Annotated in this window: 17 protein-coding genes and 1 pseudogene; 4 read left to right on the plus strand and 14 right to left on the minus strand. The window is 37.0% G+C overall.

All coding sequences use genetic code 11. The annotated features are described in order from the left end of the window. Positions 1-277: 277 nt before the first annotated feature. Entirely contained in the window at positions 278-1,435 is a 1,158-nt protein-coding gene (locus QXW63_02250) for a hypothetical protein (GenBank protein MEM3460721.1), read from the plus strand. A 52-nt stretch (positions 1,436-1,487) separates the two neighbouring features. On the opposite strand, the gene QXW63_02255 is transcribed toward QXW63_02250, so the two are convergent. Together QXW63_02255 and QXW63_02260 are read right to left on the minus strand one after the other, a co-directional pair. Further along, positions 1,488-2,603: an IS6 family transposase gene (locus tag QXW63_02255; protein ID MEM3460722.1), complete on the minus strand. Its 1,116-nt coding sequence runs from the start codon at positions 2,601-2,603 to the stop codon at positions 1,488-1,490. Beyond that, a complete protein-coding gene (locus QXW63_02260) occupies positions 2,596-3,486 on the minus strand; it encodes a hypothetical protein (GenBank protein MEM3460723.1) in 891 nt (296 codons plus the stop codon). Before QXW63_02260 ends, QXW63_02255 begins: the two co-directional genes overlap by 8 nt. A 124-nt stretch (positions 3,487-3,610) precedes the next feature. Between QXW63_02260 and QXW63_02265 the strand changes: the two genes are divergently transcribed. The 3 genes from QXW63_02265 (at position 3,611) to QXW63_02275 (ending at position 6,424) form a co-directional block, all read left to right on the plus strand. Further along, entirely contained in the window at positions 3,611-3,781 is a 171-nt protein-coding gene (locus QXW63_02265; protein MEM3460724.1) for an AbrB/MazE/SpoVT family DNA-binding domain-containing protein, read from the plus strand. A gap of 92 nt (positions 3,782-3,873) precedes the next feature. After that, positions 3,874-4,053: a hypothetical protein gene (locus QXW63_02270; GenBank protein ID MEM3460725.1), complete on the plus strand. Its 180-nt coding sequence runs from the start codon at positions 3,874-3,876 to the stop codon at positions 4,051-4,053. Next, positions 4,031-6,424, plus strand: coding sequence for an AAA family ATPase (locus QXW63_02275; protein MEM3460726.1), 2,394 nt, complete (start codon positions 4,031-4,033; stop codon positions 6,422-6,424). The genes QXW63_02270 and QXW63_02275 overlap by 23 nt, the downstream gene beginning before the upstream one ends. A gap of 223 nt (positions 6,425-6,647) precedes the next feature. Here QXW63_02275 and QXW63_02280 read toward each other — a convergent pair whose 3' ends face one another. From QXW63_02280 to QXW63_02335, 12 genes and pseudogenes are all read right to left on the minus strand, one after another. Beyond that, positions 6,648-6,905 (minus strand): hypothetical protein, encoded by a 258-nt coding sequence (locus tag QXW63_02280; protein MEM3460727.1) that lies wholly within the window; start codon positions 6,903-6,905, stop codon positions 6,648-6,650. Then, positions 6,878-7,123, minus strand: coding sequence for a hypothetical protein (locus tag QXW63_02285; protein MEM3460728.1), 246 nt, complete (start codon positions 7,121-7,123; stop codon positions 6,878-6,880). The genes QXW63_02280 and QXW63_02285 overlap by 28 nt, the downstream gene beginning before the upstream one ends. A 427-nt stretch (positions 7,124-7,550) precedes the next feature. Further along, a pseudogene (gene albA / locus QXW63_02290) lies at positions 7,551-7,754 on the minus strand (DNA-binding protein Alba). 236 nt (positions 7,755-7,990) lie between these two features. Then, positions 7,991-8,347, minus strand: coding sequence for a hypothetical protein (locus QXW63_02295; protein MEM3460729.1), 357 nt, complete (start codon positions 8,345-8,347; stop codon positions 7,991-7,993). 114 nt (positions 8,348-8,461) lie between these two features. Then, the gene (locus tag QXW63_02300) at positions 8,462-8,725 is read right to left on the minus strand and encodes a hypothetical protein (GenBank protein MEM3460730.1); all 264 of its coding nucleotides are present in this window, start codon (positions 8,723-8,725) and stop codon (positions 8,462-8,464) included. A gap of 56 nt (positions 8,726-8,781) precedes the next feature. Then, on the minus strand, positions 8,782-9,333 hold the full coding sequence (locus QXW63_02305) for a hypothetical protein (GenBank protein MEM3460731.1): 552 nt from the start codon (positions 9,331-9,333) through the stop codon (positions 8,782-8,784). A 186-nt stretch (positions 9,334-9,519) separates the two neighbouring features. Continuing rightward, the gene (locus QXW63_02310; GenBank protein MEM3460732.1) at positions 9,520-9,915 is read right to left on the minus strand and encodes a hypothetical protein; all 396 of its coding nucleotides are present in this window, start codon (positions 9,913-9,915) and stop codon (positions 9,520-9,522) included. Further along, positions 9,849-10,088: a hypothetical protein gene (locus tag QXW63_02315; protein ID MEM3460733.1), complete on the minus strand. Its 240-nt coding sequence runs from the start codon at positions 10,086-10,088 to the stop codon at positions 9,849-9,851. The genes QXW63_02310 and QXW63_02315 overlap by 67 nt, the downstream gene beginning before the upstream one ends. Positions 10,089-10,124: 36 nt before the next feature. Then, positions 10,125-11,801 (minus strand): ATP-binding protein, encoded by a 1,677-nt coding sequence (locus tag QXW63_02320; protein MEM3460734.1) that lies wholly within the window; start codon positions 11,799-11,801, stop codon positions 10,125-10,127. Beyond that, positions 11,801-12,994 (minus strand): DNA double-strand break repair nuclease NurA, encoded by a 1,194-nt coding sequence (locus QXW63_02325; GenBank protein MEM3460735.1) that lies wholly within the window; start codon positions 12,992-12,994, stop codon positions 11,801-11,803. Before QXW63_02325 ends, QXW63_02320 begins: the two co-directional genes overlap by 1 nt. A 1-nt stretch (position 12,995) precedes the next feature. Further along, positions 12,996-16,586, minus strand: coding sequence for a hypothetical protein (locus tag QXW63_02330; protein ID MEM3460736.1), 3,591 nt, complete (start codon positions 16,584-16,586; stop codon positions 12,996-12,998). Next, positions 16,586-17,449, minus strand: a complete 864-nt coding sequence (locus QXW63_02335) for a hypothetical protein (GenBank protein MEM3460737.1) — start codon at positions 17,447-17,449, stop codon at positions 16,586-16,588. Before QXW63_02335 ends, QXW63_02330 begins: the two co-directional genes overlap by 1 nt. Positions 17,450-17,505 lie beyond the last annotated feature (56 nt).

Genomic DNA, 17,505 nt, shown 5'->3' on the forward strand with positions numbered 1-17,505 from the left:
GTAACACAAGTGTTAGATGTCTAACATATCTTCAGAAAATTAACACTAAAACATCCCCAGAAAACCGACCCCTACGGCGGTCCTTAGGGGTCGAATTTCGGAGGATTTTAGAGTTTAATGCGTGTTTGTTAAAAATTCTGGTGTTAGGGGAAATGTTAGATTCTAAGTTTCTTCTCTTCGGATTTTGTTAATTTTCTGAGGGTTAATGATGATGCAAGTAACTCTAGACAAATTCTGTAGTTCCGAGGAAGCGCTACTTGACTTGGAGAAGGTTACATTGAAAGACGTTATTCAAATGCTTAGGGATGGGAGTTTTGACAACTATTTTGACCGCAGTAAAATACTTGGGTATTTGCAACATATTGCCCAAAATTTTGGGAGATACTATGGACGTGAATTTTGCCCTCGATGTGGTAGCGCTAACGTGATGAACATACCTACCTATGAGGGAGTTAAGCCGTACTTCCATTGTAAAGAATGTGGCAAAAAATTCAAGCATAAAACATTTATAGGAACACACTTTGAGGATTGGGTTATATCCGTCACGATTAGAGGCGTTTTCGCTGGTAAGTTTGTTAGCCAGATCTATGTAGATATTTTTAATCAAAGAAAGGAGATGGGTAAAGCTAATTCTCAAATCTTAAAGTCAAAAATACCTGACGAAAAAACTCTATATGATATTAAAGATAGAGCAGCGTCGAAGTTCCTAGATGTTAACGATTTTATGATACTCTTACTTGGCGGACTAAATTGTTCGTGTTTAATGTGTGATGATGCCTTTTCACGAAAATGGAGACACAAAAGAAAAGGAAAGCAGACGACTATCAATAGGGATTTATTAAACACAAAGATTAGACGTCGCAAAAGGTCATACTATTATGCCATTGTAGCTTTAGATTCAGATGGAAGATTTATAATAGCACATTATGCATCAGAAAAGCGAGATAGAAAAGCCTTTGAAATATTGTTTGGGTTAGCTATAGAAAAACTCAAGAGTCTTCCAGACATCGCCAAAGGAGATAAGCTAAAAGCGATGGTTCAGGCGGCGGAAAAGTACCTTCCAAAAAGCCTAGTTAAGCATGAATTTCAAAGGCTAAAACCATTTGAAAAGAAAGAACTCTGCAAAATAGAACGTTGCATTCGAAGACTCAGGAATACTATAGGCAAGAGAAGGAGATATGGCTCCCTTAAAGTTCTACGCAATTATCTGACTATTGCTGTTATCGGAACGAACTACTTAACTCCAATGAAGGTATTGGGGGGCAAGACTCCTGCGCAAACTGTTGGCATACCTTACCCATTTTATGAGAAAGGAGATTGGAATACATTCCTTGAATGGATCAGAATAATAGATGTGCTACTTCCAAAGATCCTAAAGACGGGGCTTAAGAGGATACCGGGTACAGTGCTTAGACCCATAATATCTGTACATTAGACATCATTTAAATGGAATTTTGTCGCACGTGTAGTTAAGAATATTAAGGATGTTAAAAATCTATTAGCCAATGTTCATTTTTGGCTTTTTTGACCATATCAAGCCAATTTACCTTATTAGCCACCAGACCCGCTGCTTCTGCAGGCGATTTTCCATTTAATGCCCTGTGCTGCTTTAAGAAGTTATAAAATACTTCAAAGCCATTCAGAAAAATTTTAGCAGTATTTTGGCTTTGGAAGTTATTTATTGTCTTGTATCGCTGTTTCAGAGTTCTGAAAAAGCGTTCCATTTTGTTATTGGTTAATGGTGTTGATATGCCTGCTTGTATGTGTATTAGTGGATCAACTTTGGCTGACATCTCATTAATGGCGCTTGCATATTGGGGTGCGCTATCTGTCATAACTTCTAAAGGTTTTTCTGCATTTTTGGTTAAGCCTTGTTCCAAAAATTTTGACGCTTCTTTTGTGTCTTTGGTGCTGCTTATATGTTTCGCTATCAAAAGTCTTGTCTCTCCGTCAAGCATACCCCAGACCGTCAAATGTCTGCCCTTTACTCTGACAACGGTGTCGTCAGCATGCAATCTTCCAGATGCTTTTATGTTTAGATGGCTTAGGTATTCGTTCACTATAGAGACATAGCGCTTTATCCAACCGAAAATTGTTCCATGGCTTACCGAGATTCTGTAGACGGATTGTAAGTGTTCCGCTATCTGTCTTAGGCTTAAACCTCTATAGTAAAGGTCTAACGAAATAAGTATCGCCACTGCTTGCCCGTGCATACCTTCAAATCCTGTATTACATATGAAACCTGTTTTGCATCTATTACAATAATAGCGTTGTTTTAAACCACTTTTACTTTCGCTAAAACCATCTTTGACCACTAGGTCATCTAATCCACAGTTTGGACATTTTTCTCGGTCGTTAAGTTTTTGCACTCCTGCTTGTATGTCTCGAAGCGTAAGGAAATAGCACACAGCATAGATGTGCTTGCATTTTTTGCGTTTATGTATGAAGTCGGGACATGTACAAACCCAACGCTTTTTTTCCCAACTAACTCTATAAGCGCCATTAGCATTTTCAGATAACACTTCAAATTCTGTTGAGCTAACTTGTATAACGTATCCCTTTATTGCCAGTTCTAGACCTTTATTCTCACGTTTCTCATACATCTTCATCACCTTGAGAAGTTGAAGTCGTGCCTTCATTCATACGCGTATAAGTATTCCCATGAGACTGCAAGGTAGAAATCCCTAATTTCTCAATTATAATCTGCAAAATCGACGGTAACGTCTCTATCAAAGCTTTTGAAAAATCCCTAAACATTTCCTCCAACTTCTCTTGTTTAGGTTGATGACAACGCTCCCGCTCATGCTGGCAAGGCTGAATTTGCTGAGATGAAAGCAATCTTACACCTCTTAAACAAAGCATTTTAATAAATTCGATAAGAAGTGGCTTAATCTCGTTAACATTGAAGACTAATACTTGACGTTTTCTAATTCTCCAAACGATTATATTCTCGCTTTTCGAATCAAATAGATATCTGAAAATCTGAGTGAGCGATAACGAATTCCCAGTTTTAACCTCTACCAGAAGTTCTTTGGCAGAGTTTTTCAAACTTAATCCATAGTTTGTCACAGTAATTAAGATGTCAACTTTTCCATATTGTAATTCTGCCTCTGTTGAAATCAGAACTTTATAATTCATCTGATTAAAGAGATAATAAAGCTCTTCAACTAGAACATTAACAGCTAACTTGTGGCATTCCTTGTATAAGGCTTCGACATCGCTGGCTGCTGATTGATCGGAAAGTTTCCTGGTTACGCACGCAAGACATGGGGATTTTGCAATAACTTCAATGATGGTACTCTTGCGTGGCTTTCCACTCCTATGAGATAAATTATAGCGTAATGCTATCTCTGAACAGATCTCTTCAAGCTGCTTTTTGATTTCGCTTAAATCAGCAGATTTCTTCCCGAGAGCTTTATGGTTAAAGTCTAAAAGAAGACCATTTGTTTTCAAATTTTGATGAATTATCTCTTCATCGTCTTGCAAACGCAACACCTAGTTACCTACTTTTAGGTAACACATAGGTAACACAATAGGTAATATAAGTCTTTTGGTAACAAATTGCTAAGAAATTTTATAAACATAGTTACCTATTAACTGGTTGAGGAAAATGGGAGAAGTAACTGTTCTTTCAAAAGCAACAACAACGAGCAAGTCTTTAAGGACAACGGTCCCTTCTGGAATTGTTAACCAATTTAACCTAAAGAAAGGAGATAAACTTGAATGGGAAATCAAGGCGGAAAATGGAAAACTTGTAATCATTGTGAAACCTTTAAAATAAACAAATGCATACCTTGATATATACACATTTAACGCAATTTTTTTATCGTGCATTCTAGAATTATTAATTGAAACTCCAGGAACAGTGATTAGATGTCACTAAAGGAAGATATTTTTAATGAGTTTATTAAAAAATTAGAAGTAGCTCAATTGCCTACTAAACTTATTGACAAATTAAAAGAGCTTTGGGAAAACGGTAAATTAGATTCTAAAGACGAAATAAGGATTATTTTGAAAGAGGCGTGTGAAAATGCCCAAAATAAAGGCAATTGATATTCACGCCTTCAGAGGTATTCCTGATCTAGAGTTGAATTTTGATGGCAAAAATTTGATATTGCGAGGAGAAAATGCTACCGGAAAAAGCTCCATAGTTGAAGCGTTTGAATTCTTTTTCACAGGCAAACTTTCGATGTTTGAAGGTGAAGGTACTCAAAGTCTATCATTATCTAAACATGCTCCTCATAAGAACTTTAAAAAAGAAGATGTCTCTATCAAGGTAACGTTTGACCCTGGTAACATTACCTTGGAACGCACATTCGAAGTAAACCCCGACCCCCCAGCATCATTAAAACGATATTTTGAAGCTGCTCAAAGAGGAACCTTCATATTGCGAAGATCACAAGTTCTGAAGTTTATTGCAAGCATCCCTGCAGAACGCTTTCGAGCAATTGCCAGTATAATTGGAATCGAACGATTAGATAATGTCGAACTTGCAATGAAACGTGCCTACGAAGAGCTGGAAGAAAATGTCACTAATAAGCGAAACAGACTGGATAGCATTTTTTCAAGGATATCGGAGTATCTAGGTGAGAATATCACAAGTATTAAGCAAGCTTTAGAGTTAGTAAATGAAAAAATAAAAGAGGTAAACCTAGCTCCACTGACATCCTTCGCTGAAATCAGCACGTTAAGTGAACAATTCCTTAAAAGTTTCAAGGAATCCACCAACCTTGAGCAAATTATGAAACTCAACGAAATAATTGAACAACTCGGGCGATTCTCTATCGACGAGGAAATAATTAGTTATCTTACTGACCTTAATTTGGAACTAAAGCCATTTTTTGAGGATAAGATTAAGAGGGAACTTTTCCTTCGGGATTTCCTTACAAAGGGACAACAAGCCGTAGAAAAAGACGAAAGAAACATCTGTCCACTTTGCGGACAAGAAATTGATAGGCAAACATTACTTGAACAAATCAAGAGTCGTCTTCAAACTTTGAGTGCACTTTCGGCAGAAGCAACGGAGGTGAGACGGATAGCTTCGGACATCGAAGATAAGCTAGGTTCTCTTGAAGAGGATATAGACGAAATTCGCAAACATCTGGAGCAACTTGAGCAACTCAGCAAGGCTCGAGTTAAACTTGAAAAAATGCAGAGGATGTTAGAGAAATTTAAAGATAAACTAAGGCTGGCAAAAGAGCTTAAAATAGAGGAAGAAATGCCAATTAATGAATTTAGGCAAAACCTAATGGAAATTCAGAAGCTGATCAAATCATCTCACATGAAGTGTAAGAATATATTCAAAAAAATAGGTGTCCCGAGTGATTGGAAAAAGAAAATGGATGTGATCACTCTTGCTAATCGAATAAGTGCTTTAGTTACAGAATTAAATGAAGTTGAAAAAGCTCTTGTTGCGGATGAAAAACAACTTGGCATGGCGAAAATAATTTATGAAATGTTTTCTGAAACCAAAAAGGCAAAGATTGGCGAAATCTATGAATCAATAAAAGGAAATGTGAACATTTTTTATTCAACGCTTCATCCGAATGACCCACATAAAAACATTGAAATAAGTGTTGTACCAGCTCGTCGAGCAAGTACGGAACTAAAGATAGAATCTTTCGGCTTAATTGAAGATCCGCGTGCTTTCACAAGCGAAGGGCATCTTGATTCGCTTGGCTTATGCATATTTCTAGCCTTTGTAAAAAAGTTCAATGAAGATTGCAACTTCATTATTTTGGATGATGTAGTTACCACAATAGATTCACAACATAGAGGGTTGATATGTAAGCTTTTATTTGAACATTTCAAAGATTATCAACTTTTTATAACGACGCATGATGCAATATGGTATGAACAACTTTGCGCGGCACAACGTGCCTACGGAGTTAGTGGCAACTGCAAAAACCTTGAAATAGTAAAGTGGACGCTCGAGACTGGTCCAGTAATAGACCCCTATAAGCCTCGCTGGGAACGTGTTGAGAGTAAAATCAGCTCTGGCGATAAATCAGGAGCAGCAAACGAAGGCAGACGATACTTAGAGTGGCTTCTCAAGAACATTTGCGAAACGATGCAAGCTAGACCCGTCTTTAAAACAACCGGATATACAGTAGCGGATCTTTTTATGCCTGCAAAGACACGGATCATGGAGCTCGCGAAAGATTCACAATTTAAGCAACAGATTGTCAAATGTTTTCAAGAGCTGGAAGCGACAACGCTAATGGGAAATCTTCTCTCTCATGATAATTTGGAGGCAGAAAATGTTTCAATGAACGAAGTTAAACGGTTCTGCCAAGCTGTTCATGAACTGCATAATGCTCTTAAATGCAACACTTGCGGAACACTTCTCAAATATTATCAAGATATAAGGCGAATTAGGTGCCCAAATAGTCGGTGCACACAGCCGACAGAAATAGTCTGTTAACACGCTTCTTTTTACTATTTATTAAGCAGAAAATTTGAATATATTAAAGCTTTGTCGATTGAAGAAAATGCTGCAAAAGCGGGTGCACCAAAAGGTCGTTTCGAAATGGATATGGGAGTAAAAAAGATGTGCATAGGGATTCCAAGGGAGAGTTGCGAGCGAAAATGTATGTTGCTATTAAGAAATAGTGCCATAAGGTATTGGAGCGAAAACACTATAATGATTACTGGCGTAGTTCCTTTATTACATCTTTTAATGCTATCACTTCGATGTCTTCTGGACATTCGAGCCAATCATGTTCCCAGCAAACCAATATGTCGCATTTTTTTGGAAGGTGATCATAATTGGAACTTTTGTATTCAAACTCTATAGTGCGCCTCGCATAACCTCGACTTGTTTTAACCCGCCCTATAGCGTCTGGAAAACCAGTTTTTATTTCCTCTATTTCTATGTTTAAGTCTTTGCTGACTTTGCTAAACAAAAAATGACACCTTGTTCATTTATTGGTGCATAGACCAGTCCTCTGAAATTGATTACTTCACCTACAACTGATTCTTCGCCAGCTTTTTCCGCATACTTTCTCTCTAATTTTACGGAAACTTTCTTCCCTTCAATTAACGCTGTTAGTTTCTCATCATGACCTGAAAGCCTAAAAACAGTTAAGTGTGCACCCAATGAATTCTGCAGTTTTTGAGACACGTCATCTCTGGGTACTTCTTTTATCCAGTCTACTACTCTTCGCGTGGATGTAATATTTTAATAATAAACCATATTCCACCAGTTGCTAGTATCATCATCTCTGTTGTAAACAAGTATAGAATTAAATCTTGGACATTAAAAGGCGTTGTAAATTGTAAGAATGTTATGCTTGTAAAAGTAAATAAACAAGCAATGTTAACAATCGCGCCTAACACAAAATCCAAAGCAAAAATATATAACAAGTGCTTATACGTTTTCCTTCAATTCTCATCTACCGTGTTTAAATAAAGAGGCATTATTATTCCAATTAAAGCCAACAGAATCGCAGTGAAGGATAAATTCGCATTAAGAACGAACTCGCTGAGTTGCTCTATGAATCATCACCACCTCTAGAAAGCGATATCTCGAAAAATGAAGATGAAGTATTGTCTGTTCCAATATCGATTTTCTTTATTTTCACGTCTGGCAAGAATCGACGTCTAACAATTTCAACGACGTCTACGGCTCTGCTTATTGATCTCCCTTTTGCCTTAACGTTAACTTCTTTTGCTCCGCTGTTAAAGAGGGTTATGCAAGCCAATACATAGTTCATCAACGGTTTTGATCCCACTAAAACACCTTGTGTGGGTATAGCTTGATTACTACTTTTTCTTCCAGATGAGACATCAGTTACGTTAACTAGAGTTTTCGATACTTCTTGGAAACGTTTTTCTTCGACAGACATGTTTTTTATAATTAATATTTCTTTGAAAGTGGACTTAACTTTAGCCCAATCTGAAGAATCCAGAGGCTTACGTAGTATTTTTAATTGAAGAGCTTTTCTTTCCAATTTTCTAATCATAGTATTGATATTGATATCCCTTTTGTTCATTTCCACGCCTTCTCTACTATTTGTATTGCATAGAAGCGACATATCATTTTATAATCATCAAAAGATAGGTGCCTTTGACCCCCAGAGGGGTTAATAACTTTTGATTCAATAAAGCTTAAAAAAGATTCATCTCTTTTTACGAAAATTTCCACAATATCTATCAATTTTGATTTTAGTATAGGGGGAGGGTTTGTTGGTAAGTTTATACCAGCTTTAGAACAAACTTTTTTTAATTCAGAACATATCTCAAGATACCGTTGTCCATTAATAGAATGAAAACTATCAACGCCATACTTTTTCAATACTTGTTTGCCATAGGCGTCAAGTTCTATCATCTTTTCGATAAACTCCAATCGATAAGCGCTCCATTCATAACGAATCATAAGAATAATCGTAAAAAAGTTTTACGCACATCATATCTTAGGCTTACTACAGTTTCTTTGAAATAGAATCGAGCGCTTCCGTGATTACTCTAGCCTTTCTAAGTAGACTTTTTTGTTTCTGTATCTTACCTTGATATTATCGATTTTCTTTTCTTTCAGTCGCTTTCGCAGAACTTGGTTTATTGTGCTTGGTGCTTTGCCCATAAGTTTGACTTCTGCATATTTTAAGTTAGATTCTACAAACTCCTTTATTATCTCATCGTATATTGGTTCTCTTCCTTTCCTTTTTCCAGGTATTCTTTCTACTGGTACTAAAAAGCGCAAGTTTTCTTTTTTCTCACCAGACATTTAGTAATGCCACCTTACTCATTCTATCAAAGATTTAGCTTAATAATTTTAAAGCTCTAAGTACTTTTCTCTTTAGAGTTTAGCTCTTTTTCTAATTTTTCAATTGATCTGAGTGATTCTTGATATTCCTCTTCGTTCTTGTAAAAGTTATAATTGCATTCTCGGCAGCGATATGCATCTTTTGTGTTTAAGGCCTTACATTTTGGGCAGCGAACTTTTATTATTACAGAGTTTAACAAATGCACTACATCAATTATGGGTTTGACGTCTTTAGGTGAAGTTTCCTCGAATGGTGCTTCTTCGAGCGAGTAGTTCTTGTCAACAAAGTCGCAAAGCGTTTTTTCCCGTGCGTCCACTCTTTCTAGGTAAACTTTTTTATTTCTTATTCGGGCTTTGATGAACGTTAATTGTTTCTCTTTTAACCTTTGGCTTAACATTATCTGAACTGTTTCAGGGGCTCTTCCAGTTTCTTTAACCTCTGCGTATTTTAAACCAGATTCTATAAACTCGCTAATTATTTCATCGTAGAAACTAGGTTTCCTCCTTTTTGTGGGCGGTAGATGTTCAATAGGTTTTAAGAAGCGAAAGTCTTCTACTTGTTCAGCCATCAGTAATCTACCTACGCTTCATTTTTAGAAATGAGTTCTACAGGAAATTTAACTTTTGTGAAAGATCAATCTTCATTACTAACATAAATAACAGACAGATTATTATGTCAAATGATCTTTTCATAGGTCGCCGCTATTCTCTCACGTGGTGGTTAACGATTTGCCAAGTATGTGTGTTTAAGGATGTTATTCTAGATTATAGAGTTTACACAATCTCTCAATGTCACTAAATGACACTACTATAACATTATTTGGTCCATGAAGCTTTCTGAATTCTAGTAAAGCCTTTTCAAAACGATTTCGTATAGGTTCAAGTTTTCTGCCCTTCTCATCCCCGCTGTGCACTTCTGCTGCCCCTCTTTTAACTACGATGATCCCATAAGGCAGTTTGGAAAGGTTTGAAATGTCTCCTTTCATTGCTTTCGTTGTTGTATCCGTGGCTTCGATCTCAAAGGCGGCATAAAGACATCTTTCTAAACCGATTTTGGTTTCTAATAATTGTTTGTAATCCTCATCTAAATCGTTTCTTGATAACGTCTCTTTGAGTAAGTCTTTAAACCATTTTGGGTTCTCGTATACCATAAGACATCGTGGCGTATAGCAAGTTTTCCAAGCTCTGATTCTTGCTCCTCCTCTACATCAACTTCAAAACCAAGGTGCTTACCAAGTTTGCAGAGAAGAACTTTAAGTCTATATGCATCTCCACTTTCATTTCTTCCTTTCTTGATGTTATCAAAATTAGAAACGTTTCGCATGTTACTCCTCTTTATGCTTTTACTTTTCGTTCCGATCTAAAATTTCTGTAATTCGTCTTTTAGGTCAGGTGTTACTCCTCCGTGGAAGGTTCCACGGGGTCTCACGATTATGGGCAAAGACATAATTGTAGCTGGACCAAACACATATGCCTCTCCAGGCGCTAAAGCTCTAATCTCTTCCAAATCCTCATCAGTGACCCACTCGCTGATTCTTCTAACGTAATTCTGATCGTTAGGATTTGTCATCCGCATTATAATCTGATTATTACATTGCGATAACACATCAGCATCAACTCTACTTGGCCTCTGACTAATCAAGCCCAACCCAACAAAGAATTTCCGTCCTTCTTGGGCAATCTGCTTCATTGTAGATAGAGAAACGCTAGTTTCTGCACCGCCAGGAGCAAAACGATGCGCTTCTTCAAAAAGAAGCAAAACAGGTGGAATCTCATCAGCGATTCTGCCAGCTAATATTTTTTTGCCTATAATTGCAGCAACCGCTTGCTGTTCCAGCAGAGGAGTCAAGCTCAAATCGATAACGGTAACTTGCCCCTTCTTAACCAAATCCTTCGCTGAGATACGTTTCTCACCAATTGTTTTAGCAAAAAATGAACGATTATTCAACAAACTAAGTTTAGCTATTAAAAGATCAATCGGCGCGGTACCTCGCACAAAATCTGGGCCAACTCTTCTTATCTCACTCTCGATTGTGCTAAATTGTATAAATTCCCCACGTTCCGCTCTTGCATGTATATCGCTCCAAATAGCATCTATTATTCTCATCTGCGCCTCAGTAATGCTGTAAAAAGAAGATAGAAGAAGATTCAGCTGAGAAGGGTCAAGGTCTGCAAGCTGAATCTTAAGAGGATTAACCTTAACGATGATATCAGGATACTTCTTTCTAACTTTCTGTAAAATTATATCAGACTTTACGGGATCAGTTGAATAAAAAGCTACATTTTTCTGTACTTTTTCCACGCCCACTTTAGCTCGAATAATTAATTCCTCTGGCATTCCAAGCTTTCTCATGTTGTCAAAATTTTTCTCAAAACCAATTGACCGAGCCAAACTGTAATATTCCCCATGTGGGTCAAAGATGACAATAGGCAAATCTGAAATTGAGAGAACCTCCTCAATCAAAACTCCGCCAGCATAACTTTTGCCTGCCCCAGTCATTGCAAGAATTGCAAAATGCTTTGAAACAAGTTCAGTCAAATCGAGGAAAACGGGCACTTTTGGGTCGTCTCTAAGGGAGCCTAAACACAAATTATCTTCTCCTTCTTTAGAAAGTTGCTTTAAAAGGAACTCCGTATCTGCCTCATAAACTCTTTCGCCAGGGTAGACAGGTATCCTTGGACGCAGGAACGCTTTCCCATCCTTACTTCTGAAACCTAAAACTTCCACAACTCCAATAAGCGATTCAGTAATGTCCCTGCGGAAACCAAGATCATCCAATGTTGCTTTTCCGGTCCCTGCCATCAGTGCAACTTGGGCGGGAAGACTTGCGCTGAGCAATTCATTCTGCCGGATCACAGATATGACTCTGCCAAGCAAGAAGGTATCTTTCTCTTCAGACGCTGGAATCTTTACAAACTGCCCTCTGCGTATTGTAACTGGATGCCCAGTTTCTGTTTTGAGCCCTACAAACTGGAACGTATAGGGGGTTGTAGATCCTATTATCAATCCTAACGGTTTATTTTCTTCTAGCACCATTATAGACTCTCCCTAAATCTATCTTCTAATAAAACCTTATAATCTTGATGAAATCTCTTTGCCAGAATCCCGTGAACAAGCCTTAAAATGCTATCAGCGTATTCTCTGCTTAATTTACCTACATGATGAGCAAAAAAGAGAGGCGCAGGATAACCAGGTATAGGCGAATAATAGCTAAGGTTACTTATAATTTGGAAAAAGTGGTCGAGATCTTCTCTTTCCCAAAAAATTGCTTCGGTGTAAAAAGGGCGAACATCTGGAAAAACCTTAAAATAGAACCCTGCAACACGACCTCGAATAATATTTACTGCAACAGGAAAACGAGTTGCACAACTTACTTCTGCAATTTTTGTTCTTTTAAAACTCTGGTTCCACAACATACGCCTAATTAACGCTAATTCATTAGATGTGGAAAAGTTTTGCATCCAGGATTTTTTATCTCCAAATAATGAAATAGTGGTAGAGTTGGAAGGTATCTCAACTGGACATTTCAATTTGGTCATCGATTGATATCTTTTTTTCCATTCATTAGTTAGGAATTTTCGGATGCCTAGAAGATACTTATTTGCTGTAGGGTCTTTTGAAACACCAGCCACAATTATCTTTTCTTTTTCAAGTAAACCAAAAAACTGATTTGCGTGTTTTAAAAATTTCTTTTCAAATTCTTCCTTAACCCAATCGGGGGAATCAGCAGTCCGAAAATCATCTGGAAAAGTCAGAGTCCCATCTAATAATACTAAATCTGGTTTCTTTCCTTCTTCCACCATTTTTTTAAGTGTTTCATAAGCTACTTGATACTCTAAGGTTTTCATCCGTAAACTGCAAACGAGATCTCCACGATAGGGATGACAAAAAAGTATGTCTGGGAGAAAAATTGGTTTCACGCCTTTCTCACTCGGATCATAAGAACACGCACTGGCAAGTGTCAAGTAAATAGAACTGTATTTTTGAGTGTAAATTGTTCCATCGCAAGCAAAAACATGGACCTTTCTATGGCTTTCTAAATTCTCTCTTGGAAGATCTGCGACAATCTCATCGTGAAGAGTGCCAGCCAATTTGCTTATTTTTTCGATCCAGTTAGAAACAGTTCCTACACCCGACTTGTCTACTTCAGAAAGTTTTGAAGAGATGCCGGAAATCAAAGATCTATTATCATCTTTTATGGTTACTTGGTTAACTTTTTCATCAAACAATTTAGCCCACACCTTCTTTTAAAATTCCCTTTTTCTTAAGAACCTCTAATCCCTCTGAAAATTCCTTTAAAGTCATTTCCAGTCTCTCGGCATAAGATTGCATCTTTTCAATAAACAAAAATGGTTCAAGAAATTCAAAAGCAATGGCGTGAGCAATTTTTAACCCAGAGTTTTCTACATTATCTATCATTTTGTGGTAAAATTCTACTAAATTATGGGCTCTGGATACACCGTCTGTGGCAGCTTTGAGCATTTGCATGTCTTCTTCCAGTTCCTTCATCCTCTGAGGCCAAAACCTTTCTAAGGCTGATACCAAAGTATCAGATTTGCCCAAGAACTCGTTTGAAGAGATCGAGTATTGCTCATATATTTGAACAGTTTTGTCTCGTATAGACCGCACGTTATCTTGATACCTTTTGATGATTATTTTAAACTCTGTTTTCTCCAGTGCTTCAATGAGGGATTTCAACTCCTCTTGACTTATTTCCATTGGTTTTTCGAGTAATTCGATTTTTGTCAAGAAAGTATACAATGATTTGAAGAAATCTTTTTCTGCTTGCGTAGGCGCGGATGCAAAATAGTTTCCAAGTTTATAGTTTTTTATTTTATCAAGCATTTTATGTACGTTGTCTTTCTTTTCACCAATAATTCTCGCTTTTTCATTGTTTTCCTGAATTTCAACTTCTCCATTAATTAGCATTAAAGCAACTTGATCGCACTCGCCATCGAAGTCCTTTGCCAAGCCTTCTAAAACACTTATTTCCTTCTCAATTAATTCTATAAGTCGTCCATCTTCAATTAGTTTAGAAATTTTTGAGAGAGATTTCTTGACATTCTTATTGACTGATAAAACTGATTTCGGTGTAAAATGTAAAGAAGCTCTTGCCAAATGGTCGTTGATCTTAATCTTTGCGCTCTCAACAATTCCGATGACTTCTTGAATTTTTCTAATGATGCTTGAAAAACTATCTTGAGGCTCTGCACGAAGGTTTTCTATGGACCTTGTGATGTAATATAACTGTGTAAGGACAATAGCTTTTTTCAATAAATCCTGGTTATCTTGGATTTCTTTTACATAATTTTCAAGGAGTTCAAGCTTATCTGTGATCTTTGAAATGTACTTATTGTTATTAAAAACAAAAGTTTCTCCATCAAAATTGATTTCTATTTGGCGTTGTAGATCCTTTTTTATGCTTGTGATTAAGTTCAAAACAGATTGTTTTTCTTCCGAGATCTTACGTGTTGTAACTATGATTTTCTGTCGTCCGGCCTCAAACTCCGGAGAGATCTTAACAAGATTTTTAGATGCCAATAAAATCTCTACTATGAATTGGTATGGAGTGATTCCAGCTTGTTTTAGTTTGTACAAAGCTCCAGAAACAAATGCACGATTTATTTCTTCTTCTAAAATAGATTTTTCTATGCGATATTGATTTTCAAGTAACTGGTAGACCTTTCTTTCATATTCAGAAATTACAATATTTTTATCACGATCTAATAATTCTTGTATTACCTCTCCATCTTCAAACTCAACTGGTCCGTATGGTTTCTTATAAGTTTCAATAAATTCACGCACAGTATTGTCTTTTATATCGTTTAACATTTGTGTGAACCACTTTTCTACAAGTTTTGGATAGATACAAGTTTCATCGTTAGGATTCAATCTTTTTAGAGCCCACTTCAAACCATAGAGAGGCATTAGAAGATACTCACTTAACATGCCTTCATTGAAATCTCTTATTGCATCAAGGGTTAATCCTTCAAGATTTATAGCGAAAGTAGCTGGATCGGTTAAAATGGTTACTAAATCAGCCTCAGTCAAATTTTTTATGAAGATCCGCTTATATGCTGGAGCCCATTTGATGTTTTCTTGCATATAAGGCTCTAGCCGTTTATATTCCAAAAATTCCGGGTAGGTAAATACTATAACAAAGTCAGACGCTGAAGTCTTTAATCCTTCAACCAACTTTCGAAAATCATCATCAATAATTCCACTTGGTGGAACACATATAAATTTAAGCCCAACTCTATAGTAGATTTCTGGAGTTGCCGCATGTGGCGTGACTTTTAACCCAAGTACTTTTAACGCATCGTTTCCATATTCTTCATATGCAGGTTCTATTAAACTTGCTTCCTTTAAATGCGCATGAGTCACCACAATTTTTAATTGACCCAAAATCTTTTGTTCTCGGCTGATACTGTCGCCGTCTAAAAATTCTCTAAGAACTTCAAGTTGTTCAACTGAAAATTTCCTAAATCTTCCTTCTAATGCAACATGAAAGATTTCCAACGTATTTTTAAGCCAATAAATGTTTTCTTGTCTGGCATTGAACTTTTTAAAAATACGTTCTACGGCATCATCAATCAAATGGAGGGAAGGAACTATAAGATAGCATGGCTCATCGTTAGCCGTCACCCAAGGAATAGAGAAAATGGACTCGATTCTTTCTTCATATCTTTTGCCCAGCTTCTTAATTTCGCCCTTTATGTTTTTTTCCGCAGTTTCATAACTTAGGATCCAACATTGTTCAGCATTAACTATTGGTGCTAGTTCTTCATGTAACACTCTTTTCACTTCAGATGCTGTAAGATTGCATGCTTTTGAAATCTCAGGAATAGTCCACCATCCTAACGCTGATCCCAGAAACTGAGCCACGGCCTTTCCTGGCGGCGATTGCGCTATTTCTTCTACTTTATGTACATTTGGTGAGAGATCTACAGTCATCTCTAAAATTTTTGTCTCCTTCAATGCCGAGGGGAGCTCCTTAAATGTGAATGTATCTAGATCACATGATAATATGTAATCAAAACAATGACGCAAAAGTTCGACTAGGAATCGAGTTGTAGGTCGATAGGAAGCTCCCTTTTTTTCGACGACGTATGGGCAAAGATTAATTAAGCTAAGCACCGTATAGCGGTCAAACGGATAGTAGGGGTTCATTTTCAGTTTTGTATTTACAATTGACTTGTCTGCATATGCTTGCAAGAAATTTTTAGCAACTCTTAATCCTATATAAGGATCTAGAACCGGGAGAGGTTTTACAGTAAGCATAAACCTTTGACTCATATCCTCTTCGTGAAGTATAGTATCCTTGACCTGGGGAGTGCAGAAAAGCAGTATTGTTACGTTGGCAAATCCTTCTTCAGTAACGGCTTCTTTTTTCCCTTCTAAAAAGTTTCTTAATTGTATTTTGAAATTGGAAATAGCGTCTGGATTTCTTCGTACGGTATCATATAGACCTTGAACTTCGTCAAATAATATAATTGTCCTCTTTTTCTTGAACTCTGTGGCAAAAATCGTATCATAAAGGGATGTCTCTACACGAAAGAATTCTTCTTTCACATCGTATCCATTTTTCACAGCTAGACTACGAATAATATTACTTAAATGAGATTTTCCAGAGCCAAATTCTCCAACAAATAAATAACAGCTTGGACGTTTTTCATCATAAAGGCTCTTTAACCATTTTTCCAAGGCATTTTCATGAAGTTCAGAGAATGGGTATGCTGCAAATGGTACGTTTACTTTTGGTGGTACTCCATGTTGTGGAAAAGGGTTTGCCTTAAATCCAAGATCGGATGGTGACCTCATTATTGAGTCTCCTTCAATTGTTTAAGCTCTCTCCAATTTGCTGGCGCTCTAAGAGTAGCAATGTATTGTGGAACGAACCGCACAAACGCATAAGCTGGGGGGATGGGTGGCGTAGGCCATCCTGGACTGAATTCTACGGTGCCCGAATTTTCCTTCTGGAGCTCAATTAACCGATGCAGAAGAAAATCCATATCTGGTTGGTCTTTCATGTATTCTCTATACCTTGCTTGTAATTTTTCGCAAAAATCTACAGTTGACCATTCATTTCGAAAGTTTGCAAGCTCTCTAATAATTGCTAGAAATTCAACATCGGAAAATTCTGGTTTAAATTCTCGATTGATAATATATTTCTTGCAATCGTCATCCCACGTAATCAATCCTAACCATCTTGCTACTGCTATGGCATTTTCGCGATCAATCCTATCATCTTTTTCATATCCAAAATCAAAAAGCCATTCTTTAATAACAAAATTATCAAACTCTTCTGGTTTGAATGAGTGTCTTCCAGGGGTCGTTATAAATTTATCTAAATACCTAGCAACTTGATACCTATCTTTAACCATGTTGAAAATCGCTCTAGCAAAATCGACATCACGTCCCTTTTCATACATCTCAACAATTATTCTTCCTTTTTCTGTGATGTTATAATTAAAAGCAACAGGCGTGATTAATTCTAAATCTTCAAGAAACCTTCGAGGTGGTTCAGTTTTATCAATTGTCAGTTCCCTTATTCTATTTGATAGCTTTTTTTTAGGGATTGATCCACCTTCGTATTCTATATTCCTCAGAAGATTGAATGTGCCTTCTATCAGTTCTTCACTTGAGAAGCTATAGCTCCAGCTATCACCACTACGTTTTTTCACTTGGAGCCCCACCAAAATAACTCTTTAATTACTGACATGTATATTTTACGAATTCT

The sequence above is a fragment of the Candidatus Bathyarchaeia archaeon genome (genome assembly GCA_038873195.1).
Classification (GTDB): Archaea; Thermoproteota; Bathyarchaeia; order Bathyarchaeales; family Bathycorpusculaceae; genus DSLH01.